The sequence below is a fragment of the Pseudomonas syringae group sp. J254-4 genome, assembly GCF_032586855.1.
In the GTDB taxonomy this organism is placed as follows: Bacteria; Pseudomonadota; Gammaproteobacteria; order Pseudomonadales; family Pseudomonadaceae; genus Aquipseudomonas; species Aquipseudomonas amygdali.
In genome coordinates this window covers 137,860-159,669 of record NZ_JAWHOO010000012.1, presented here as the reverse complement: position 1 = coordinate 159,669, position 21,810 = coordinate 137,860, and the positions used below count along the sequence as shown (strand labels likewise).

The 21,810-nt window shown below is 58.8% G+C and carries 20 protein-coding genes; 9 read left to right on the top strand and 11 right to left on the bottom strand.

Annotated elements, in window-relative coordinates; all coding sequences use genetic code 11:
* Positions 1-5 precede the first annotated feature (5 nt).
* Positions 6-917 (bottom strand): LysR substrate-binding domain-containing protein, encoded by a 912-nt coding sequence (locus tag RYB09_RS16145; protein WP_002554369.1) that lies wholly within the window; start codon positions 915-917, stop codon positions 6-8.
* 129 nt (positions 918-1,046) lie between these two features.
* Between RYB09_RS16145 and RYB09_RS16140 the strand changes: the two genes are divergently transcribed.
* Positions 1,047-2,423, top strand: a complete 1,377-nt coding sequence (locus RYB09_RS16140; RefSeq protein WP_316889307.1) for an L-serine ammonia-lyase — start codon at positions 1,047-1,049, stop codon at positions 2,421-2,423.
* A gap of 13 nt (positions 2,424-2,436) precedes the next feature.
* Here RYB09_RS16140 and RYB09_RS16135 read toward each other — a convergent pair whose 3' ends face one another.
* On the bottom strand, positions 2,437-3,078 hold the full coding sequence (locus RYB09_RS16135) for a LysE family translocator (RefSeq protein ID WP_005781925.1): 642 nt from the start codon (positions 3,076-3,078) through the stop codon (positions 2,437-2,439).
* 6 nt (positions 3,079-3,084) lie between these two features.
* Positions 3,085-3,867, bottom strand: a complete 783-nt coding sequence (locus RYB09_RS16130; protein WP_316889305.1) for a YqcI/YcgG family protein — start codon at positions 3,865-3,867, stop codon at positions 3,085-3,087.
* Positions 3,868-4,018: 151 nt separating this feature from the next.
* Here RYB09_RS16130 and RYB09_RS16125 point away from each other — a divergent pair, with 151 nt between their 5' ends.
* Entirely contained in the window at positions 4,019-4,945 is a 927-nt protein-coding gene (locus RYB09_RS16125) for a LysR family transcriptional regulator (RefSeq protein WP_316889304.1), read from the top strand.
* A 123-nt stretch (positions 4,946-5,068) separates the two neighbouring features.
* Here the strand turns inward: RYB09_RS16125 and RYB09_RS16120 are convergent, their stop codons facing one another.
* From RYB09_RS16120 to RYB09_RS16110, 3 genes are read right to left on the bottom strand one after another with little or no spacing between them, the layout of a single operon-like run.
* Positions 5,069-6,226 carry a M20 aminoacylase family protein gene (locus tag RYB09_RS16120; protein WP_058399978.1) on the bottom strand — a complete coding sequence of 386 codons (1,158 nt, stop codon included), beginning with the start codon at positions 6,224-6,226 and terminating at the stop codon, positions 5,069-5,071.
* Positions 6,227-6,230: 4 nt separating this feature from the next.
* Positions 6,231-7,748, bottom strand: coding sequence for an aldehyde dehydrogenase family protein (locus RYB09_RS16115; protein ID WP_316889302.1), 1,518 nt, complete (start codon positions 7,746-7,748; stop codon positions 6,231-6,233).
* A 3-nt stretch (positions 7,749-7,751) separates the two neighbouring features.
* Positions 7,752-8,642, bottom strand: coding sequence for an NAD(P)-dependent oxidoreductase (locus tag RYB09_RS16110; protein WP_316889300.1), 891 nt, complete (start codon positions 8,640-8,642; stop codon positions 7,752-7,754).
* 161 nt (positions 8,643-8,803) lie between these two features.
* Between RYB09_RS16110 and RYB09_RS16105 the strand changes: the two genes are divergently transcribed.
* Together RYB09_RS16105 and RYB09_RS16100 are read left to right on the top strand one after the other, a co-directional pair.
* Entirely contained in the window at positions 8,804-9,709 is a 906-nt protein-coding gene (locus RYB09_RS16105; protein ID WP_057403112.1) for a LysR family transcriptional regulator, read from the top strand.
* A 102-nt stretch (positions 9,710-9,811) separates the two neighbouring features.
* Positions 9,812-11,047, top strand: a complete 1,236-nt coding sequence (locus RYB09_RS16100; RefSeq protein WP_316889298.1) for a zinc-dependent alcohol dehydrogenase — start codon at positions 9,812-9,814, stop codon at positions 11,045-11,047.
* Positions 11,048-11,291: 244 nt separating this feature from the next.
* Here the strand turns inward: RYB09_RS16100 and RYB09_RS16095 are convergent, their stop codons facing one another.
* Both RYB09_RS16095 and RYB09_RS16090 read right to left on the bottom strand, forming a co-directional pair.
* On the bottom strand, positions 11,292-12,023 hold the full coding sequence (locus RYB09_RS16095) for an aspartate/glutamate racemase family protein (protein ID WP_002554379.1): 732 nt from the start codon (positions 12,021-12,023) through the stop codon (positions 11,292-11,294).
* Positions 12,024-12,033: 10 nt separating this feature from the next.
* Positions 12,034-12,753, bottom strand: coding sequence for a GntR family transcriptional regulator (locus tag RYB09_RS16090; protein WP_219169716.1), 720 nt, complete (start codon positions 12,751-12,753; stop codon positions 12,034-12,036).
* Between the two features lie 345 nt (positions 12,754-13,098).
* Between RYB09_RS16090 and RYB09_RS16085 the strand changes: the two genes are divergently transcribed.
* The 3 genes from RYB09_RS16085 (at position 13,099) to RYB09_RS16075 (ending at position 17,293) form a co-directional block, all read left to right on the top strand.
* Positions 13,099-14,550: an NCS1 family nucleobase:cation symporter-1 gene (locus RYB09_RS16085; protein ID WP_058399974.1), complete on the top strand. Its 1,452-nt coding sequence runs from the start codon at positions 13,099-13,101 to the stop codon at positions 14,548-14,550.
* 333 nt (positions 14,551-14,883) lie between these two features.
* Entirely contained in the window at positions 14,884-16,956 is a 2,073-nt protein-coding gene (locus RYB09_RS16080; RefSeq protein ID WP_122258020.1) for a PAS domain-containing sensor histidine kinase, read from the top strand.
* A gap of 4 nt (positions 16,957-16,960) precedes the next feature.
* Entirely contained in the window at positions 16,961-17,293 is a 333-nt protein-coding gene (locus RYB09_RS16075) for a hypothetical protein (protein ID WP_058399998.1), read from the top strand.
* Between the two features lie 135 nt (positions 17,294-17,428).
* Here the strand turns inward: RYB09_RS16075 and RYB09_RS16070 are convergent, their stop codons facing one another.
* From RYB09_RS16070 to RYB09_RS16060, 3 genes are all read right to left on the bottom strand, one after another.
* Positions 17,429-18,460, bottom strand: a complete 1,032-nt coding sequence (locus RYB09_RS16070) for a methyl-accepting chemotaxis protein (RefSeq protein ID WP_058399972.1) — start codon at positions 18,458-18,460, stop codon at positions 17,429-17,431.
* Between the two features lie 255 nt (positions 18,461-18,715).
* Positions 18,716-19,030: a hypothetical protein gene (locus RYB09_RS16065; RefSeq protein WP_058399997.1), complete on the bottom strand. Its 315-nt coding sequence runs from the start codon at positions 19,028-19,030 to the stop codon at positions 18,716-18,718.
* Positions 19,031-19,075: 45 nt separating this feature from the next.
* Positions 19,076-19,960 carry an alpha/beta hydrolase gene (locus RYB09_RS16060; RefSeq protein ID WP_316889292.1) on the bottom strand — a complete coding sequence of 295 codons (885 nt, stop codon included), beginning with the start codon at positions 19,958-19,960 and terminating at the stop codon, positions 19,076-19,078.
* A gap of 116 nt (positions 19,961-20,076) precedes the next feature.
* Here RYB09_RS16060 and RYB09_RS16055 point away from each other — a divergent pair, with 116 nt between their 5' ends.
* Together RYB09_RS16055 and RYB09_RS16050 are read left to right on the top strand one after the other, a co-directional pair.
* Positions 20,077-20,676: a TetR/AcrR family transcriptional regulator gene (locus RYB09_RS16055; protein WP_058399970.1), complete on the top strand. Its 600-nt coding sequence runs from the start codon at positions 20,077-20,079 to the stop codon at positions 20,674-20,676.
* Between the two features lie 331 nt (positions 20,677-21,007).
* Positions 21,008-21,796 carry an SDR family NAD(P)-dependent oxidoreductase gene (locus RYB09_RS16050; RefSeq protein ID WP_058399969.1) on the top strand — a complete coding sequence of 263 codons (789 nt, stop codon included), beginning with the start codon at positions 21,008-21,010 and terminating at the stop codon, positions 21,794-21,796.
* Positions 21,797-21,810 lie beyond the last annotated feature (14 nt).

The following is a 21,810-nucleotide window of genomic DNA, read 5'->3' as shown; positions in this document are numbered from 1 at the left end:
GCGGACTAGATCACCGCTTCGTTCACCAGCCAGTCATGCACGGCGCGGCGTGCCGGGGTACTGAGCGCGCCCTCACGATAGGCCAGGACGTATTTCTTCCTGGCCTTGATCGGATGCCCGAACGGCACGATCAGCAAGCCTTGTTCCAGCTCATCAGTAATCAGCGCTTTGCGGGCAATGGCCACGCCCATGCCCATGCGCGCGGCGTCGATGGTCAGGTGGTTGCGGTTGAAGGTGTGACCACGGCGCACGTCGATACCATCAGCGCCGATGGCGGTCAGATAAAACTCCCACTCAGCGTATTCGTAGCTGCCGCGCCAGGCAGTGATGTCATGCAGCAAGGGAAAATGCACCAGCTGGCTGGGCGTATCGAGTGGCGGCTTGCCCACCAGCAGGCTTGGCGAACAGACCGCAAACAGCTCTTCTTCCAGCAACGGCGTGGTCGACAGCCCCGGATAGCTGCCGTCGTTCAGGTCGATGGCCAGATCGAAATCGTCATCGCGTAACGACCCGCTGCTGTCTTCGGCGATGATCCGCAACTGGATGTCCGGAAACGCTTCTTGCAAACGTGGCAGGCGTGGCATCAGCCATTTGCTGAGAAACGAAGGGATACAGCGCAGTTTGAACACCCCGCCGATGCGCCCGGAATACAGCAGACGCAGCTCTTCACTGATACGGCTCTGCACCTCGTTGGCGACCACCGCCAGACGCTGACCTTCGGCGGTCAGCTCCAGCCCGCGCCCGACCCGGTGAAACAGCGCGAAGCCCAGGCGCTCTTCAAGCTGGCGCATCTGCTGGCTGATCGCGCCGGGGGTGACGTGCAGCTCTTCGGCACACCGGGTGAAGGAGAGATGTCGGGCTGCGCAGGCGAACACCTGTAACCAGGCGTGCATCTGTGCGTTGAAGATTCTGCTCATTGAAGAGTTCCGCTAAAGCGTTGCATAGCAACAATCGTTTGTCGTTTCGACAGCCGAAGCCAAAGATGAGTAACAGAAAAAGGGGAATACCAAATTCCCGTGCATCATCTCACCTGAAGGACCTTCGTGATGGCTATCAGCGTCTTCGACATGTTCAAAATCGGCATCGGGCCGTCCAGTTCCCACACCGTAGGGCCAATGCGCGCCGGTGCGCTGTTCGTGACCGAGCTGCGCAACCACAACCGGTTGCACAGCGTAGAACGGATCGAGGTGCGATTGTACGGTTCTCTGTCGGCCACGGGCATCGGTCACGGCAGCGATCGCGCAACAGTCATGGGCCTGATGGGTGAGTGGCCGGACCAGATCGACCCCAGTCAGGTCAACCAGCGCATCGACGCGCTGCGTGCCGATAACCATCTGATGCTGGCGGGCGAACAGGCCATCACCTTCGTCTGGGAGCGGGACATGTGCCTGCTCGATGAAAGCCTCCCCTACCATCCCAACGGCATGACCCTGTGTGCGTACGGCAAGAACGGCGAACTCCACGAGCAGACCTATTATTCGGTGGGCGGCGGTTTTGTGATCGACGCCGAACAGGCCGCCAGCGGCGTGCTGGACAACGACACAACCGTCCTGCCCTATGATTTTTTCAGCGGCGCGCAGTTGCTCAAGCTGTGCAAGACCCACGGCATGAGCATTTCCGAACTGATGATGGCCAACGAGAAGGTCTGGCGCAGCGAGGAAGAAATTCGCGAGAAAATAATGGTCATCTGGGCCGCGATGCGCGCCTGCGTCGACAAGGGCCTGCTTGAAACCGGCATCCTGCCCGGCGGGTTGAACGTGCGCCGTCGCGCCTACCGCCTGCATCAGAGCCTGCAGAACCTCGATAACCCGAACGTGATCGGCTCGACCCTGAGCGCCATGGAGTGGGTCAACCTGTTCGCCCTGGCGGTCAACGAGGAAAACGCCGCGGGCGGGCGCATGGTGACTGCGCCCACCAACGGCGCGGCGGGTATCGTGCCTGCGGTGCTGCATTACTTCATGAAGTTCAAGCCTACGGCCAATGATGACGACGTGGTGCGTTTCTTCCTGAGCGCTGCTGCGGTCGGCATTCTGTGCAAGAAGAACGCGTCCATTTCCGGTGCCGAAGTGGGTTGTCAGGGCGAAGTAGGATCGGCCTGCGCAATGGCCGCCGCTGGCCTGGCGGAAATTCTCGGTGCCACGCCCGAACAGGTGGAAAACGCGGCGGAAATTGGTCTGGAACACAACCTGGGACTGACCTGCGACCCGGTTGGCGGGCTGGTGCAAATTCCTTGCATCGAGCGCAACGCGATTGCTGCCGTGAAAGCAATCAACGCTGCACAAATGGCGCTGCGCGGCGACGGCGAGCACTTCATCTCGCTGGACCACGCCATCCGCACCATGCGCGATACCGGCGCGGACATGCACGATAAATACAAGGAAACTTCACGCGGCGGGCTGGCAGTCAATCTGATCGAGTGCTGATCGGCGCAGGCGTTCACTGATTCAACAGTGCCGAGCCCGAATAGAAGATTCCGCCCAGCGCGATCAGCAGCAAGGTTACGCTGGAGGCGACTTCGATCTTGCGCTTGTACTTCAAGGCCAGTTTCTGGCGCATCAGGAAGATATAGGCGAACAGGATCGACAGATCAATGATGATCCACAGCAACGACAACAAGGCGATGCTGCCCTTGAACGATTCGGTGACGTGAATGAACTGCGGGAAAAACGAGACGAAGAAGATGATGTCCTTCGGATTGGAAATCCCCACCAGAAAACCGGTCACCAGCCCGCTGTGCCTGCTACGCGCAGGCAACGGCGCCGGCGCTGCTTCAGGCGGCGTCGGGGCGTAACGCAACGCCTGTTCCAGCGCCTGCATAGACAGATAGGCGATGAAGAAACAGCCCACCAGGCTGATCCAGTTGAGCATGCTTACGCTCACCGACAGCGTTCCCGTCAGAATCAATGCCGCGACCAACACCAGCACCAGTGATGCCCAGTTGGTGCCCAACGCCGTCAGCATCGCGCGTTTCGGCCCGCACGCCAGGCTGGTATTGACGATCAGTGCCACCACCGGACCAGGGGTGATGATCAGCATGAAGACGCTGAACATGTAGATCAGCAGCAACGATATATCCATGGGTACTCAACGCTCGTTCAAATGGTCAGTCTTGTCGACTTTGATATGCAGAGGACAACGGGACAGTGAAAGCCCGCCTTCTTCATATAGTTGGTATTGCTTCCATTCCAGGCTGCTACGGTCGCCGAAAAAACCCAGCGTGTCGGGCACCACGCCGTTGTTGTAATCGGCGATTCGCTGGCGAATCTTTTCCCTGACCTTGCGACCACTTTCCGTCTCGGCGCTTGCCACCTCGTCAAAGTTCTCCCGAGGGTTGACCACAAACACAATGTGCCCACCCAGCGAACGGCTTTTCATCGCGCTGTGACGGGGAAAGCTCATGTTGATGAACATCGGCAGTCCGGCGAAGTGATAGGTCCACTCGAACACTTCAGGGTCTGTGCAGGCGTTAGCCGGCCAGGGCGTTCGGTCACCGTCATGTAAATGTTGCAGGGTGGCCCAGGCATAGGCCTGTTCTTCGGCCAGGCTGTTGAAATCGGTTTTCTCGAAAATGACAATCAACGGGTTGAACAGGCGATCTTCAAGTGGCGTGTCATTAACGAACTTCACGTACTCTTCCATGCCGTCACGTAGCGCTTGTTGCTCATTCTCACAGGGGATGAACAGCAGCAGACAGCTTCCGGACTTGTTGGCACGGCGGCCAAACAGACAAGGAAAGCCCTTGTCACTCAGCACCTGCTCGAACTGCCTGTAAGCCTGAACCCGCCAGCCCATTTCCAGGGCGGTGTCACTTTCCAGCAAATGTCTTACAACAGATTGGCGTAACAGCTTTTCGGACTTGGGCAGCATATTCCCTCACGCACGCAGCAGATAAGAACACCGCCTTATTGTTTGATTTTTACGACAGTGGACGAGCCGGCGATTCTGACCGGAGACGCGTGCGCGGAAAAATGGAAAAAGGTGTAACCTACTATGACAAATAATCATGGTTAGTTATCACATGACTGAACGTATACCGCCTCTTTACGCGCTGAGAGCCTTTGAAATAGCGGCCCGATCATGCTCATTTACGCGTGCTGCGCAGGAGCTCTCTCTTACCCAGAGTGCCATCAGCCGCCATATTCGTACCCTGGAAGAAACCCTTGGCTGTCGATTGTTCGAGCGCAATGGCCCGCGGCTTTCGCTCAGTGACGAGGGCCGGCGGCTGTCCAGCCAGCTCAAGATCGGCTTCCGGATTATCGAGGACGCTTGCCAGCCCTTCCGGGGTCAGGGCGCGAATCTGCGCCTTAAATCCCCGTCCACCCTGACCATGCGCTGGCTGCTGCATGCGCTGGAGTCCTTCAAAAAGCCTGCACCCGCCCTGCCGGTGCAGCTCTCCAGCGTGTGGATGGATTTTGATAGCGTGGATTTCTATTCGGAGCCTTTCGACTGCGCGATTCTGCTGGGCAATGGCAACTTTGGTGCCGAGGTGGAAACCTGCAAGCTGTTCGATGAATGGCTGATTCCGATCTGCTCGGCAGACACGTTAGGCGACCAGCCGTGGGGAACAGAGAGGCTGCAGGCCGCTGAACTTATCCATCCGTCCAGCGACCGCCGAGACTGGCGACGCTGGCTGAACCGGATGGACCTCTCCGGTCAGGTGACGTTGAGCAAAGGCAAGGTGTTCGACACGCTTGATCAGGGCATTACCGCTGCGGTCAGAGGGCACGGTGTGTCGATTGGCGATCTGTTTCTGGTCGCTGATGACTTGAACGAAGGCCAGGTTTTTCTGCCGTTCAACTCGGCGGTTGGCACCGGGGATGCCTATTACCTGGTCTGGCTGCAGGACAGCTTCAAGCGCCAGCGAGTACTGGAACTGCGCGACCACCTGCTGACCTGCCTGCCGGACATATCCGGTATTGCAGTGGAATTGCTCGCAGCACCTTGACGGAGTCCGCTCCCGGTGGGAGTGAGCTTGCTCACGAAGAGGCCGGTAAACCCCATAAAAAAGGGCGTCTGGACCACTGCCTTCGTGAGCAAGCTCACTCCTACGGCATATGTATGCGAGCCATCAACTCAGCGGCAAACACTGCTCCACCAGCGAGGTCCAGACCGCAACGCCAGGTTCGATGACCTGATCATTGAAGTCGTAGTACGGGTTGTGCAACGCCGCTGACGGTTTGTCGCCATCGACGCCCATCCAGATGTACGCACCCGGGCAGGCATGCAGCATGAAGGCGAAGTCTTCGGAGGCCATCGACGGGTTGCAGCCCCACTGCACGTTGTTCTCCCCCACCGCTGCGACCGCTGCGCGGCGGATCGTAGCAGCGGCATCGACGTGGTTTTCAGTCACCGGATACCCCACGTTGTAGACCAGTTCGCCACGCACCCCGAAGGCCGTCGGCAAACGCTCGACGAACTCGCCGATCAGTTGCTGAACCTTCTCGCGCACCGGCGTTTGCAGACAACGCACCGTGCCGCGCAAAACAGCGGTTTCCGGGATGACGTTGATCGCCTCACCGGCATTGAACTGAGTGATGCTGACCACCGCCGAGTCGAGCGGTGACAGGCGCCGGGAGACAATGGTTTGCAGCCCCAGCACCAGTTCGGCAGCCGCCACGATCGGGTCATTGCCCTTGTCAGGCATGGCCGCATGGCTGCCCTTGCCGGTCAGGGTGATTTCGAAGGTGTCCAGCGACGCCATCATCGGCCCCGGATTGATCACCACCTTGCCAGCAGGCACGCCCGGCCAGTTGTGCAGACCGTAGATCGCTTCCATAGGAAAGCGCTCGAACAGGCCGTCTTCGATCATCCGTTGCGCGCCGCCGAGGTTTTCCTCGGCAGGCTGAAAGACAAAATGCACCGTGCCGGCAAACCGGCGGGTTTCCGACAGGTGCCGGGCGGTGGCCAGCAGAATCGCCGTATGGCCATCGTGTCCGCAGGCGTGCATGCAACCCTTATGGGCCGACTTGTGCACGCTGTCGCCCAGCTCCTGAATCGGCAGGGCGTCCATGTCGGCGCGAATGCCGATAGTCGGGCCGTCGCCATTGCGCAGGGTGCCGACCACGCCAGTACCGCCCAGACCGCGGTGCACCTGAATGCCGAAGCTACTCAGCAGATCAGCCACCTTGTCCGAGGTTTTCAGCTCCTGAAACCCCAGCTCCGGCGCAGCGTGGATCGTGCGGCGCCAGACAGTTGCTTCGTCGATCAGTGTCTTTGAAATAGGCATGTACTTACTCCAGACTCGCGCCGTAGCCAAAACTGGCGGCAGGCTTGGCGGCGGTTTCGACCCAGACGCTTTTCACTTCGCTGTACTCGCGCAGTGCATCCAGACCGGAAGAACGGCCATAACCACTTTCACCATAGCCGCCAAACGGCGAGCTGACGTGGATAGTCTTGTAGCCGTTGACCCAGAAGGTCCCCGCTCGCACTTGCTTTGCAACGCGGTGAGCGCGCCCGACATCGCGGGTCCAGACACCACCGGCCAGACCGAAACGGCTGTCGTTGGCGATACGGATCGCGTCCTCTTCGTCCTTGAATGGAATCGCTACCACCACCGGGCCGAAGATTTCTTCCTGCGCACAATGCAGCTCGTTGGTGCCCGCCAGCACCGTCGGATTGACGTAATAACCCGGCTTGTTCGGGATCGGATCGGCCTGCTCGCCAACCAGCCTTGCGCCGTCTTTCAATGCACGCTCGACCATGCTCTTCACGTGGTTGTACTGCTTAGCATTGTTGATCGGGCCAATCTGGGTGTCCGGGTCGCCGGGGTCGCCGACCTTGAACTGAGTTGCCGCCACCGCCAGCGCTTTGGTGAACCTCTCGAAAATCGACTCCTGCACCAACAGCCGTGAGCCGGAGACACAACTTTGCCCGGCACCGGAGAAAATCGCCGCCTGAGCGCCACGCAAGGCCACTTCCAGATCCGCATCGTCGAATACGATGTTGGCTGACTTGCCACCAAGCTCCAGCACCGCGGGAATACAGCGCTGCGCCGCAGCCACGGCGATATGCCGACCGGTCGCTGGCGAGCCGACGAACACCACTTTGCGGATGTCAGCCTTGGCAATGAACGCCTGGCCGATGGAATGGCCGAAACCGGCAATCACGTTGACCAGCCCTTTCGGTACTCCCGCGCGCTCAATCAGCACACCGACCATCAAAGAGCTCAGCGGCGTCAGTTCCGACGGTTTGAGGATGACTGCGTTACCCGCCGCAATCGCCGGGGCGATCTGCCAGCCGCAGGTGAAGATCGGCGCATTCCAGGGCGTAATCTGCAACACCGTGCCCAGTGGTTCGTAGGTCACATAGTTCAGGTGCGTGGTCGGCACCGGGATGATTTCGCCGTGCAGCTTGTCCGCCCAACCGGCGTAATACTCGAACATCTCGGCCACTTTGAGCACTTCGACACGCGCATCGCGGATCGGCTTGTTGGCGGTCAGGGATTCAATCTGAGCGAGGTTTTCCAGCTCTTCACGAATCAGATTGCCCACCTGATACATGGCGCGACCCCGCGCCTGAGCGGTCAGCGCCCACCATTGCTGCTGCGCAGCCTTGGCGGCCTTGTCGGCGACATCGACCAACGACTCGTCGGCGTCCGGAAAACTCAGCAGCAGGCTGTCGTCATGGGCATTGCGCACTTCGACAGGCGCACCGTGACCTTCGATGAACTGGCCGCCGACGTAGCTGGCGATGACACTGCGATCGCCCCAGTAAGGACGCATCAGTTCGAGGATTTTTGCAGTGCTCATCGCTTATTCTCCATGACCGTAAAGTTTGCCATCGGTGCGTTGCACGATGGCGCAGAAGTCTTCATTGTCCGCCAGGGTTTCGCTGCTGGCCTGCCACAATTGCGCGACGACCCGCGACAAAGGCAGGTCCATGTCGAGGCTGTCCGCCAGATCGCTGGCCAGGCCAACGTCCTTGCGCATCAGGCCCATGGTGAAACCGGAGTCATACGCCTTGTTGAGCACCCAGGTCGGGAACATCACTTGCGTGGCTCCGCTGCGCCCGGAACCGGCGTTCAGGCCTTGCAGGAGTTTTTCCGGGTCAACGCCTGCGCGCGCTGCCATTGCAACGGCTTCGGCAGTGCTGATCAGGTGGCAGGCGGCGAGCATGTTGTTGGCGATCTTGGCCACATTGCCTGCGCCGCACTGACCGACATGTACGCGTGTGCCACTCATGCCTTCCAGAACCGGCATAGCGCGCGCAAGATCGGCATCTTCAGCGCCGATGACCATCGACATGGTGCCGGTGGCTGCGCCTTTCGGGCCGCCCGAGACCGGTGCATCGATAAAGGCAATGCCGGTTTTGGCCAGTTCGGCGGCGACCTTGCGGCTCATTTCCGGTGTTGATGTGGTGGTATCGACTACGATCAAGCCCTTGTGACCGAACTCGCTGATGCCACCCGCACCAAGGCACACCGACTCCACATGCTCGGCCTTGGGCAGCGACAGGATCAGAATGTCCACGCCTTGAATCAGTTGTTTGCGGTCGGCAACCGGCTTGACGCCTTTGCTTTCAGCCTGGGCCAGCGCAGCCTGCGACAGGTCGAAGCCGCTGACATCAAAGCCCTTGCCCGCCAGCGTCGCAGCCATGCCGCCGCCCATGTTGCCCAATCCGATCACACCTGCTTTCAAAGTCATGTCTGCATCCCGATCAAAGATTTTGTACGAATTAGAGGATGACGCTGCGGGCCCCTTCGGCCTGCAATGTGCTGATGATTCGAGTATGGACAGCGCTCTCCCCTCTCAGCAATAATCCAAAAATCGAATTTATGTTGCCTTTAGCGCAACACTGGAAGCCCATGAGCCTCGTTCAAGATCGACGCATCCTGTATTTTTTCGAAGCCGTACGATTGGGCAGCGTCCGGGCTGCTGCCGACTTCCTCAACGTTGCGCCTTCGGCGGTCAGCCGTCAGATCGCGCAACTGGAACAGGAGCTGGGCTCTCCCCTGCTGGAGCGTCATCGTCGAGGGGTGAAACCTACCGAAGCAGGCGACAAGGTGCTGGCGTATTACCGCCAGCGGCTGACGCAGCAGGAGGTCTTGCTGGACTCGATCCAGGCGCTGAAGGGCCTGCACAGCGGCTCGGTGACACTGGTGTCCGGAGAAGGTTTTCTTGAAAGCCTCGCCCAGCCGCTGGCCCGGTTTTCCGAGCTGTACCCGCGCATTGAACTGCTCGTGAACGTCTGCGGCAGCAACGAGGTAATTCGCCAGGTGGTGGAGGACGAAGCGCATATCGGCCTGGTCTTCAACCCCGCTGCCGACCCGAAAATCCGCTCTCACGCCCATCAGCGCAAGCCGGTGTGCGTGATCACCGCCCCCGATCATCCGCTGACGCAAGAGCAGGCTCCGATAGAGCTGCGGGCACTGGAACACTACCGTGTCGCGCTGCCTGCGGTGTCTTACGGCATTCGCCAGATCCTTCTGCAAGCCGAACATCAGCTGGGTGTCACAGTGCAACCGACCCTGACCTGCAGCACCTTCGCCATGCTCAAGCATTTCGCCATGCAGGGTGGCGTCACGCTGCTGCCGACCTTCGTTGTAGAGGAGGAGATAAAGGCCGGAAAACTGCGCGCCCTGCCCTTGCAGCATGAGGTGTTCAGCAGCCCGCAGACGCATTTGATCAGCCGTCTGGGTCGCCAGCTCAGCGTCGGTGCCAACCGCCTGATGGGCATGCTGTTGCAGGACATGACGGCGTTTCGCAATTGACCTACCGTTAGTCCCGCATCGACCAATCGCGCTGAACCAACAAAATCCTCATGGTTCATCTTCAGTACGGATCAGAACTTCTGCTGCCATCGAGGATTAATCATGAGAGCTTTGACTTACCACGGCGCGAACAGTGTGAAGGTCGACACGGTGCCGGACCCGGAAATACAAGAAGCCGACGACATCATTCTGAAAGTCACCGCGACCGCAATCTGCGGTTCTGATCTGCACCTGTATCGCGGCAAGATTCCCACGGTGGAACACGGCGACATATTCGGCCATGAGTTCATGGGCATTGTCGAAGAGACTGGCCCGGCGGTTACTGCTGTGCAGAAAGGTGATCGCGTAGTGATCCCTTTTGTGATTGCTTGCGGCAGCTGCTTTTTCTGCAACATCGAGCTGTTCGCAGCCTGTGAAACCACCAACACCGGGCGTGGCGCGATCATCAACAAAAAGTCCATTCCGCCAGGGGCAGCACTGTTCGGCTTCAGTCATCTGTATGGCGGTATTCCCGGCGGCCAGGCTGAGTACGTGCGTGTGCCAAAGGCCAATGTCGGCCCGTTCAAAGTGCCGGGCACACTGGCTGACGAGAAGGTTCTGTTCCTTTCCGACATCTTGCCCACTGCCTGGCAGGCGGTAACCAATGCGGGGATCGGCCAGGGCTCAAGCGTCGCCATCTATGGCGCTGGCCCGGTGGGCCTGATGAGCGCCGCATGCGCAAGAATGCTCGGTGCCGAGAAGATATTCATGGTCGATCACCACCCGTATCGCCTGGCCTACGCGCAGAAAACCTATGGTGTGATCCCGATCAATTTCGATGACGACGATGACCCGGCCGACACCATCATCCGTCAGACCGCTGGCATGCGCGGCGTGGACGGTGTGGTGGATGCAGTCGGTTTCGAAGCCAAGGGCAGCACCACCGAAACCATTCTGGCCACGCTGAAACTGGAAGGCAGCAGTGGCAAGGCATTGCGTCAGTGCATCGCGGCGGTAAGACGTGGCGGCGTGGTGAGCGTACCGGGCGTTTACGCAGGGTTCATCCACGGCTTCATGTTCGGCGATGCGTTCGACAAGGGCCTGACGTTCAAGATGGGCCAGACCCATGTCCATCGCTTCATGCCTGAACTGCTTGAGCACATCGAAGCCGGACGACTTGAACCCGAAGCCATCATCACCCACCGCATGTCGCTGGAAGATGCCGCGAAGGGTTACAAGCTGTTCGACAAGAAGGAAGAGGATTGCCGCAAGGTGATTCTGACTCCGGGTAATAACACCATTGTGGTGCCAGACGCCACGACAGAAGCGCTGGTTGCGGGTGGCGTGCCGGCCATGTAAGGCGCACCCTTGGTGCTCAAGATCGGACGCAGAGCGTCCAGAAGTGCGCTATCACGTGGAGCGTGGGAGCGATCGCCACACGCTCCGTCGATAGAGAATGCGGAGCGTCCAGAAGACAGTGGTCGTTGAGACTATCGTTCTCTACGCTCCAGCGTGGGAATGCCGTTCTGGACGCTCTGCGTCCGATCTTTGTGCCGCGGAGCATCACCCAAAGCGTGTGTCAGTGCATTTGCGGACGCACATTTTATCGGCTCAGGTAGGCAAATCGTCCTTTAAACGGTTTGCCGATGGGGTCGGCGAGATCGCCGTGCTTGCTGGTGCTCAGCCCAAGGTCTACAAGAGACTCCGCCAATTTCACCGCCGCCGCTACGCCGTCGATCACCGGCAGACCAATCGCTTCACTCAATTGCCTGCCCAGATCCGCCATACCGCCGCAGCCCAGCACAATGGCACCGGCCCCCTCTTCATCGCGTGCCCGGCGAGCCTGTTCGGCCATGCACTCGATCAGTTCAGGCCCGCTCTCTTCCAGCGCCAGCACCGGCAGATCGATACAACGTACCGAGGTGCACAGCTCGCTAAAGCCATAACGCTGCAACAGGTGCTCGGCGATGATCCGTGTTCGGGTCAGCGTGGTGACCACTGCGAATCGGGTGGAAATCAGGCTGGCCATGTGAAAGGCCGCTTCGGCAATGCCGATCACAGGTGCGCTGGCGTATTCGCGGGCTGCCAGCAGGCCGGGATCGCCGAAGCAGGCGATGATGTGCGCATCGACCTGTTGCTCACGGCCTTTGCGTATTTCTTCCAGCACGCCCAGGGTCGCTATCGCTTCGTCAAAATGACCTTCGATAGACACCGGGCCATCATCGGGGCTGCACGCAAGAATCTGCGTACCGGGGCGCGCAATGGCTTGCGCCGCGAGGCCAATCTTGTGGGTCATGGCTTCGCTGGTGTTGGGGTTGATTACTTGAATACGCACCGGAACTCCTTCAGCGCCGTTTGAAAATGCTATGAAAATCCACTGTCTCGCTCACCGGTGCATCTACCTTCAGGCTGGCGCGGATAAGGCGCAGATGCTCGGCCATCCATTCGCGGGCCTGCTCGCCCTGCCCGGCTTCGAGCAAGGTCAGCAAGTCAACGTGCTGACCACAATCACAGCCGACGCTGCGCCGCGAACCGTACACCGCCACGATCAGCGATGAACGCGTAGTGAGCTGTGCGACTTGCTCGGTCAATACCTGATTGCCCGCCAGCGCGCTCAACTGCACATGAAAGCGCGCCGACAGCTGAATAGCTTCGCTGTGACGCCCGGCGTGTTGCGCCTCATGTTCCTGGTCACAGAGCGTACGCAGTGATTCCAGACGCTGGCCGCCTACCCGTGCGGCGATATCGGCCATCAGCGCGGGTTCGATCAACTGTCTGGCACCCAGTACATCCTGCGCCTCCTGCGCCGACGGTTGCGCGACCTCTGCGCCGCGCTTGGGACGCAAGGTCACCAGCCGTTCCAGGGCCAGGCGCTGCAAGACCTTGCGAATGCCGGTCCGGCTGATCTCGAACACTTCAGCCAATGCGTCCTCGGGCAAACGCGTGCCTGGCGCAAGCCGATGCTCGACAATTGCTTCCAGCACGTGCTGGTAAATTTGCTCGTCACGGCCTTTTTCATCGGCAGCAGGCGTCAGGAACAAGGGAGCGCTGGCAGGTCGGGTCATGGTTTCGTATCACTATTTTGGTACAGATCGTATACAGGAATAGTGCCCGATGTATCACTTGATGAATAGCGCTATCTAAACCGCCTGGCAAACATCGACCGACTCAGAAACCTGCAAAATCGCACCGAAAATGGGCCGCTGCGCTCCTTTAATGTGCGCTTTAAACGCTATGACGAACGCGTCCATTGCGCCGACCTTTCCGCACTAAAACGCCAGCTGGCATAGCGCGGCTCGACTTTTTGCCTGGCAAAAAACGCATGGCACATCTTTTGCGTACACGATCGTATACAAAAATATCATCGATCGTACCCCGATCCCGCCACGATCCATCGAGGGAGTAACGCTATGACAGACCAACGCCCGGCCGGATACAGCCCGCGCCTGCACAACCATGATCTGGGGCCGGTGCCGCAGAAGTGGACCTGGTACAACATTCTGGCGTTCTGGATGAGCGACGTGCACAGCGTCGGCGGCTACGTTTTCGCGGCCAGTCTGTTCGCTCTGGGCCTGGCCAGTTGGCAAGTGCTGATCGCGCTGCTGGTGGGGATATGCATCATTCAAGTGATTGCCAATCTGGTCGCCAAACCCAGCCAGCAAGCCGCCGTGCCCTACCCGGTCATCTGCCGCCTGGCCTTCGGCGTTTTCGGTGCCAACATTCCTGCAATCATCCGCGGGCTGATTGCAGTGGCGTGGTATGGCATTCAAACCTATCTGGCGTCCAGCGCACTGGTGATCGTGGTTCTGCGCTTCTTCCCGGAACTGGCTGCGTATCAGAACGTGACCTTTCTCGGGCTGTCGTGGCTTGGCTGGTTCGGCTTTCTGGCGTTGTGGGTGGTTCAGGCTGCTGTGTTCTGGACCGGCATGGAGTCGATCAGACGTTTCATCGACTGGGCCGGTCCTGCCGTTTATGCGGTGATGTTCGCGCTGGCAGGCTGGATTGTCTGGCGCGCCGGCTGGGATAACATCAGTTTCACCCTGGCTGAAAAAGAGTTATCCGGCTGGGCGGCGTTCGGGCAAGTGGTCATGGCCATCGCGCTGGTGGTCTCATACTTCTCCGGCCCGACCCTGAACTTCGGTGATTTCAGCCGCTATTGCCGCAGCATGGCTGACGTGCGCCGCGGCAATTTCTGGGGTTTGCCAGTGAATTTTCTGGCGTTCTCACTGGTGACGGTGGTGATTGTGTCGGGCACGCTGCCGATTTTCGGTGAAATGATCCACGACCCTATTGCCACCGTAGCGCGTATCGATAACACCACCGCCGTGCTGCTCGGCGCATTTACTTTCGTGACCGCCACTGTCGGCATCAACATCGTCGCCAACTTCGTTTCCCCGGCCTTCGACTTTGCCAACGTCGCCCCCAGCCGCATCAGCTGGCGTGCAGGCGGCATGATTGCTGCCGTGGCGTCGATCTTCATCACACCCTGGAACCTGTTCAACAACCCTGAAGTGATTCATTACACCCTGGACGTGCTTGCGGCCTGCATCGGTCCACTGTTCGGCATCCTGCTGGTGGATTACTACCTGATAAAGAAGCAGCAGATTGATGTCGACGCCCTGTTCAATGACACGCCAAGCGGTCGCTACTGGTACACCAATGGCGTGAACTGGATCGCGGTCAAAGCGCTAGTGCTGACGGCGCTGGTCGGTCTGTGCTTTACCTTTATCGAGTGGTTCAAGCCCATTGCCAACTTTGCCTGGTTCACCGGTTGCATCCTGGGTGGCGCACTGTTTTATGCGATGACCCGCTGGTCTCCGGCGCAGGCTGCCAACCTGCCTGCGCCTGTCGGCCAGAACTGAGAACTGCCGAGGCGCTGGGCACCTGACCGGGACCAGCGCCTGCACGTTGCACAAAGACCCCTCCCCTCGTGATATCAGTGCTTTCAGCTGGCTCGGCAAGCCCGGCATGGGCTGAAAGCACGGCCCCGCGCGTGCCCCATAGAAAACAGTACACCTATCAAATGATATTAATTTAATATCACTTCCAGACCAAAACCATAGAATGATCAGGTGTCACTGATCGCCTGTAAGGCCTGAGGCACAAAATAGAATAAAATTTGTACAACTTTCAGGCTGCTGCGCTGCCCTATGACTGAGTCTTTGTGAACCAGGCGTTCAAGTGGGTCGATAGTAATGAGCAATGATGTTTCCGGCGGCATGCCATTCGCCCCCCAGCCACTCCGTCCATCGGCGCAGGAAGCCGCCGAGCGGCTGCAACTCGCCCTGGATTCAGGCGCAGTGGTGGGCACCTGGGTGTGGGACGTCGTTGCTGATCGACTGACGGGCGATGAGCGGTTTGCCAGGACATTCGGCCTGTGCCCCAAGCTGTGTGCCAAAGGGCTGCCGCTTGAGCTGGTGACCGCGTCCATTCACCCCGACGACTCGCTCAGGGTCGACAAGGCTATCGAAGAGGCACTGCTCGGCGGCGATACCTACCGATGCGAATACCGGGTTCGACACCAGGACGGCATTTATCGCTGGGTTGAAGCCAGCGGAAAAATTGAACGCGACAGTCACGGCAAGCCTGTTCGCAGTCCAGGCGTAGTGCTTGATATCGACAGCAGGCGTGGCGCTGAAGCCGAGCGCGACCGGCTGAACGAGTTGCTCAAGATATTCACGGCAGCCGTGCCAGGCGTTGTCTACGCCAAGGACCTGGAAGGCCGAATGCTGGTTGCCAACCGAGGCACCGCTGAATTGATCGGCAAGCCGCCAGACTTCTTCATCGGCAAGACCGACATGGATTTTCTGGATGACAAGGAGCAGGCGCGGATCCTGATGGAAACCGACCGCCGGATCATGCAGAGCAACGCCGCCGAACAGATCGAAGAACGGGTCAATCTGGCTGATGGCTCAGCAGCGGTATGGCTGTCCACCAAAGCCCCCCTGCTCAATGGCAGCGGCGAAGTCATCGGCCTGATCGGCTCCTCCATTGATGTAACGGCAAGAAAAACAGCCGAAGAAGCCGTCAAGGAGCTCAACCAGACACTGGAACAACGCATCGAACAAGCCGTTTTCGAACGTGAGCAGATTGAGGATGCCCTGCGCCACTCACAGAAGATGGAGGCCGTCGGGCAACTGACAGGCGGCATCGCACATGACTTCAACAACCTGCTGGCTGGCATTTCCGGCAGTCTTGAGCTGATCACCAAACGACTGGCCCAAGGCCGTGTCGGCGATGTAGACCGGTATGTGTCGGTCGCTCAGGGCGCGGTACGGCGTGCGGCTTCGCTGACTCACCGACTGCTGGCGTTTTCACGACGCCAGAACCTGTCCCCGAGAGTCACCAACGTCAACGTGTTGATTCAGGACATGGAAGAGCTTATTGCACGCACGGTCGGCCCGGAAATAGATATAAAAGTCGTTGCCCACGATGACTTGTGGCCTGCGCTGATCGATCATGCCCAGCTGGAAAGTTCGTTATTGAACCTGTGCCTGAACGCCCGTGACGCAATGCCCAATGGCGGGCGCATCATCATCGAAACAGCCAATGCGTCCATTGAAGAATGCACCGACCCGGACCATGGCATTCCTGCCGGCGAGCACCTGAGCATCCGCGTCACAGACACTGGCATGGGTATGAGCCCGGACACCGTCGCCAAGGCGTTTGAACCGTTCTTCACCACCAAACCCATTGGCGCCGGGACCGGCCTGGGCCTGTCGATGGTCTACGGTTTTGTGCGCCAGTCCGGCGGTCAGATCCGGGTCGAGTCGGTTGAGGGCCAGGGCACCAGCGTGGTCATGCACCTGCCACGCCATATTGCTGAAAACGCTCCACGCGCTGCCGAGCCCGAAATAACCGAAGAGCCAGCGCACCACACCGGCGAGACCGTTCTGATCGTTGATGACGAGCCATCGGTCAGAATGCTTGTCGCCGAAGTGATCACCGGTCTGGGCTACAACTGCCTGGAAGCAGCCGACGCCCAGTCAGGCTTGCAGATCCTGCAGTCAGATACCCGCATCGACCTGCTCATCAGTGACATCGGTTTGCCGGGCGGCATGAACGGCCGGGAAATGGCCGACGCTGCGGGTGACTGCCGGCCGGGTCTGCCGACACTGTTCATCACCGGCTACGCCAAGACTTCAGTGCTGGACGACTGCCACCTGCGGCCATGCACACAAGTGCTGACCAAGCCGTTCGGGCTGGATGCGCTCGCCGGGCGAGTGACGGGCCTGATTGGCGCGGATGCAGCCGCTCGCGGCTATTGATAGCGTGCACCCTACGACACCCGATGGCCGGTATTTTGTGGTCAAGGGACAACTCTGGCGATGTTCCAATCCGTCCCTGAGCGAAGAGGTTCGTCAGCGACGCGTGGATGAGTTGATGGCTGCCCGGCGCAAGGTCAAGGCAGCCAAGGCGTGCACGGATACAGATGCACTGAAAGCCGCCCGGGCCGGGGTTCACCAGGCCAAGGTTGCGCTTGGCGAGCGCGGCGACGTCTGGTGGACTGACGGGGCCAGGGATTTCAATCGGTGCAAGGTGGAAAACACACCCTATGCGCAGTGGTATCTTGAGTTGAATGACCCAGCAGCCCTCAAGCTGTGACCGCATGGACAGTCCGTTGTCTGGTCATTTAATTGCTCTGGGGCAACCCACGTTTATCGCCACCCAGCCGCCTATCGCGGCCCTGAGCCGTCTGTCAAAGCGCAACAGCACCTCAACACACTAACCTGCTGGCCCTCAAGGTAGCTGCTGTTCAATCACCCCCAGCCACCCCATGCCGGGATAAGTCTCAAAGCCCGGGGTCATTGAATAGCCTTGAATGCTGTTGTTGGGCAGTGTGCTGTAGCCGGTGGCCTGCCCCGCTCTGGTCTGCAAATCGATACTGTGGCCCAACGGGCTTTGGGTGTCGGAACTGGCAATTATCCTGTGGCTGGCATCGACCATCATCACTCGGGTACGGGTGCGCTCCTCATCACTCAGACGCACGCCATTGATCACCGAGTCCGACTGATTCTTCCAGTCAAAGAAAATCCCGATGACGCCGATCACAGGTGAGTGTTTGCCAGCGTTACTGCGCACGGCTGCACTGAACGCACAGGTTTGTGAGCCGTTGAGCAAGGGCTCTACAGCGACTTCACCGGCAAAGTATTGATCGCCCGACGAGTGCCGCACCGCCTGCTTGAACCAGGTCGCGTCATTTACATTCGCGCCGATAACCTTGCCGAAGGTATCGGGCCGACCGGACGCAATCACGCAGCCTGTTGTATCGGCAACCCAGATGTCCAGGTACACCGTATAACTGTCCAGAATGACGCCGAGGCGCTCACTGGAGTGAGCGCGATTCTGCGCAGTTGGGGTCATCAGTACATCAACCAGCGATGCATCGGTCGCCCACCAGCGAACATCGCACGTGCGCTCGTACAAATTGCGATCAATGATTTCGATCAGGTTCAGCGCGAGGTCTGCCAGCCGCTGACCTCGTACATCAAAACACATGCCCTTACCAAGTTCGGTCAGTTCATTGACCGACGCTTGCAGGTCTTGAGTCAGACCGCTGGCAATTTTTGATATCTGCTCGGAGATATTCTTCACCTCCTCGGCCACCACTGCAAAACCCCGACCGGCTTTCCCTGCATGCGCCGCTTCGATCAGCGCGTTTATTGCCAGCAATCGAGTCTGGCGGGTAATCAGTTGTATATCGCTGACACCACGAGTCGCCAGCGATTCCACTTCACGGGACAGGGTCACAATTCGTTCGGGTTCGATCATTTTCTTTCTGCTTCAATGAGTTACCGTAGGCGGCAGCCATCGCACGATCGTCGTGCAAAAACAGAGGGAAAGAAGTTGTCACTCTCAAGGGCGCGGAAGTCTGGGCTTCCTGTTTTTATCGACTGATGTCGCAATGCCCTCAACCCCGCTAATGTAGTTTTGAAGGTCGACAATCTGCAAGCATTGCGCACGGAACGTTTGCACTACAGATTTCAGGAGCATGTGTGCGGGGGGCTTCGGGCTGAGTGCAGGCGCTCAGCTGTTGACGCTTTCTAGCTGAAACCTCGTTGCTTGCAATGCAGCCTCGCCCACGTCGGTAAGACCGAAAATAATATGCTGCACATAGGGAAACGAGGCGTCGCAGGGCAATACGGCACCTGAAATCAAAAGGCCTTCTTTCACGAGATGATCAATCATCTCCATGAACTCCCCTATTGCCGGAACCGCTGGCTGGAGACGAATCAAATTCAGGTAAAGCTGACCAGACGTCATCTTTCCAGGGCGGAAAAAATGGGCGTTGTTAACGATTTCCAGCACGGCCAACTCATCGGAAAAATGATGATTACTCACAGTGACCTCCCGCTTGCGCAACCATGGCCCGCCTCTCCAGCCAGGTCAGGGTTCAATCGGCGTTGGCAAGTGACTACCCGGCTTCAAAAACTCCATCACTTCAGCAGTAACGGAGGGATGATCAATCAGTCGGTTATGACCCAGCCCTTCCGTGGTGAAGAGACGCGCTCCGGGCCATAGTTTTGCGAACCGGGCACCGTTTTCCCAAGGGACTTCACGATCGTGGCGGTCGTGAACAATAAGCGCCGGGCGGTCGAGCAGATGTAGTCGCAGAGAAGCGTCGTAGTCCGCGAAACGCTCGCCCGTCAGAGCATGTATGTCTGCCTCAAAGGGAACGAATACCTTGTGTGCAACACCGACGCTATCAAACTGTTGAAATACGCTCTGGGCTGGCACTAGATACGGTGCAATCAACACAAAGCGCTCGGGACGCCATTGCTCATCCTGAGCAAATACGGTTGACGAGGCCCCCATCGAATGGCCAATCACGGCCGCTGGTTTTCCAAAATGGCGGCCAACGTGCCGAAGCACTTTCACGAACTGCGTCATGTGGCTGATATCGCCAGCGCTTAATCCATGGGCAGGCTGATCAAAACCAACCACCGCATAGCCCATCGATCGTAACAATGGCACCCAGCCGACAAAACGCATCGCGTAGCTCGACCATCCATGGGAGAACAACACATAAGGTTGACTGGAAGGATCTCCCCACACGTAGGTGCAGATCTTGATCCCGTTCAGTTCCAGAGTGTCCGTTTGCACATCCGCCGATGCGCTGAGCGCAGCGGCAGCCTTGGCACGTCCGGCGGCCTGGGGTGTCACGAAACGTCGGGCAAGGTATCTTCCGGTGGGGCCCGGTAGAATACGGCTGGCAAGCATGAAGGTGCCACGCAGCGTCAATAATCGAAGCCTGTTGGTAAGTTTGCTCATCGGTATTCTCCGCGCCAACCATAAGACCTTGCGCAATTAGAGCAGCCTATCTTGTCAGTGACAAGATAGGCTGTACGATGGATGTATAACTTTTATTTCATGACAGGGAGCTTCGTATGCCGACCTCAGATAACCCGCGTACTTACCACCATGGCAACTTGCCGACCGTCTTGCGGCAGGCGGCATGGGACATCGTGGGGGAAGCAGGCATGCGAGGACTCTCACTGCGTGAATGCGCAAGACGGGCGAACGTTTCACACGCCGCACCTGCGCACCATTTCGGCTCTCTGGAAAACCTGATGGCAGAGGTGGTGGCCGATGGTTATGAACGGATGGTCGACGCTATTCATGCCGCACAGCGTGACCTTGACGACTGTGTACTGGGCTGCGGGATAGGCTATGTCAATTTCGCTAAGAACTACCCACAGCACTTCCGGTTGATGTTCGGAATGGGCGGGGTCAACCGCACATTACCCAGGTTGCTCACTTCGGGCGAAGCCACGCTGCAACTGCTTCGTCAGTCGATACGTACGGCGTGGGTCGCAAAAAACGGTGCCGAACCAGACCCGACAGTCCTTGAGCAACGCACCTTCCTCGCCTGGAGCACTGCGCATGGGTATGCCTCGTTGGCGATCGACAGAAAGCCGGATGAACTCTCTGTGGTCTCGGCCGAATCGATACTTAAACCGATGGCGTCTTTTTTGCTTACACCATAGCGCTCCGCGCTCCGCAAATGCGACCGGGCCTATAGGCCCACTTCGCCCTCTGAAACGCCATCCGCGCCGCATCTCCAGAACGGCGAAAGCAACCGCGCGCACGATCCTCCTTCCTCCTCGCCTCTGAATACAGGGCGCGCACGACCTCGCCGCATTTTGATGTCGATCAACATCAATACGTTGACATTTTAGATTTAGATCGTAATCATAACGCCAAGGATCAATTAGCAGGGCCCTTCAGCGTCAGCGTCGAATGCCCTGCCGGGTGACCGACAATCGCAGGCGCAAACGCCTGGCTGCCCTCATTGCATTACTTGTCAGGACATCACCAATGACTACTCTCCCCACTGTTCTCATCACTGGCGCTTCCAGCGGTATCGGTGCCATTTATGCCGAGCGATTTGCCCGTCGCGGCCACAACCTGGTGCTTGTCGCACGTGACAAGCCACGCCTCGATGCTCTGGCAGCACGGCTGAGTGAAGAAAACAACGTAGCTGTCGAAGTGCTTCAGGCCGACCTGACCAACTCTGCCGACCTCACAGCGCTTGAAACTCGCCTGCGCGACGATGCCAGCATCGGCGTCCTCATCAATAACGCAGGTATAGCTCAGTCCGGCGGGTTCATTGAGCAGAGCGCTGAGGCCATTGAAAAACTCGTCGCCCTGAACATTGTTGCGCTGACGCGACTCGCCGCCGCAGTGGCCCCTCGCTTCGCGCAGTCCGGTACCGGTTCAATCGTCAACCTCGGGTCGGTGGTGGGCTTGGCGCCAGAGTTCGGCATGACCGTTTACGGTGCTACCAAGGCCTATGTGCTGTTCCTGTCTCAAGGCTTGAACCTGGAACTGGCAGCCAAGGGTGTGTACGTCCAGGCGGTCCTGCCTGCTGCTACCCGCACCGAAATCTGGGAGCGCGCCGGTATCGACCTCAACACCCTCCCCGAGGTGATGGACGTTGAAGAACTGGTCGATGCAGCGCTGGTGGGCTTCGATCGTCGCGAACTGGTGACCATTCCGCCACTGCACGTTGCAGGTCGTTGGGACGCGCTTGATGGCGCGCGGCAAGGGTTGCTGTCGGACATTCGACAGGCGAACGCCGCAGAGCGCTATCTGACCAAAGCCTGAAACCGGGGTACCCA

Bases quoted from the DNA above. Each gene is read 5' to 3' on its own strand.
- RYB09_RS16060 (WP_316889292.1), bottom strand. From the start codon at position 19,960: ATGAGCAAACTTACCAACAGGCTTCGATTATTGACGCTGCGTGGCACC.
- RYB09_RS16130 (WP_316889305.1), bottom strand. From the start codon at position 3,867: ATGCTGCCCAAGTCCGAAAAGCTGTTACGCCAATCTGTTGTAAGACAT.
- RYB09_RS16135 (WP_005781925.1), bottom strand. From the start codon at position 3,078: ATGGATATATCGTTGCTGCTGATCTACATGTTCAGCGTCTTCATGCTG.
- RYB09_RS16055 (WP_058399970.1), top strand. From the start codon at position 20,077: ATGCCGACCTCAGATAACCCGCGTACTTACCACCATGGCAACTTGCCG.
- RYB09_RS16050 (WP_058399969.1), top strand. From the start codon at position 21,008: ATGACTACTCTCCCCACTGTTCTCATCACTGGCGCTTCCAGCGGTATC.
- RYB09_RS16115 (WP_316889302.1), bottom strand. From the start codon at position 7,748: ATGAGCACTGCAAAAATCCTCGAACTGATGCGTCCTTACTGGGGCGAT.
- RYB09_RS16070 (WP_058399972.1), bottom strand. From the start codon at position 18,460: ATGATCGAACCCGAACGAATTGTGACCCTGTCCCGTGAAGTGGAATCG.
- RYB09_RS16090 (WP_219169716.1), bottom strand. From the start codon at position 12,753: ATGACCCGACCTGCCAGCGCTCCCTTGTTCCTGACGCCTGCTGCCGAT.
- RYB09_RS16120 (WP_058399978.1), bottom strand. From the start codon at position 6,226: ATGCCTATTTCAAAGACACTGATCGACGAAGCAACTGTCTGGCGCCGC.
- RYB09_RS16105 (WP_057403112.1), top strand. From the start codon at position 8,804: ATGAGCCTCGTTCAAGATCGACGCATCCTGTATTTTTTCGAAGCCGTA.
- RYB09_RS16080 (WP_122258020.1), top strand. From the start codon at position 14,884: ATGAGCAATGATGTTTCCGGCGGCATGCCATTCGCCCCCCAGCCACTC.
- RYB09_RS16125 (WP_316889304.1), top strand. From the start codon at position 4,019: ATGACTGAACGTATACCGCCTCTTTACGCGCTGAGAGCCTTTGAAATA.
- RYB09_RS16100 (WP_316889298.1), top strand. From the start codon at position 9,812: ATGAGAGCTTTGACTTACCACGGCGCGAACAGTGTGAAGGTCGACACG.
- RYB09_RS16145 (WP_002554369.1), bottom strand. From the start codon at position 917: ATGAGCAGAATCTTCAACGCACAGATGCACGCCTGGTTACAGGTGTTC.
- RYB09_RS16110 (WP_316889300.1), bottom strand. From the start codon at position 8,642: ATGACTTTGAAAGCAGGTGTGATCGGATTGGGCAACATGGGCGGCGGC.
- RYB09_RS16085 (WP_058399974.1), top strand. From the start codon at position 13,099: ATGACAGACCAACGCCCGGCCGGATACAGCCCGCGCCTGCACAACCAT.
- RYB09_RS16140 (WP_316889307.1), top strand. From the start codon at position 1,047: ATGGCTATCAGCGTCTTCGACATGTTCAAAATCGGCATCGGGCCGTCC.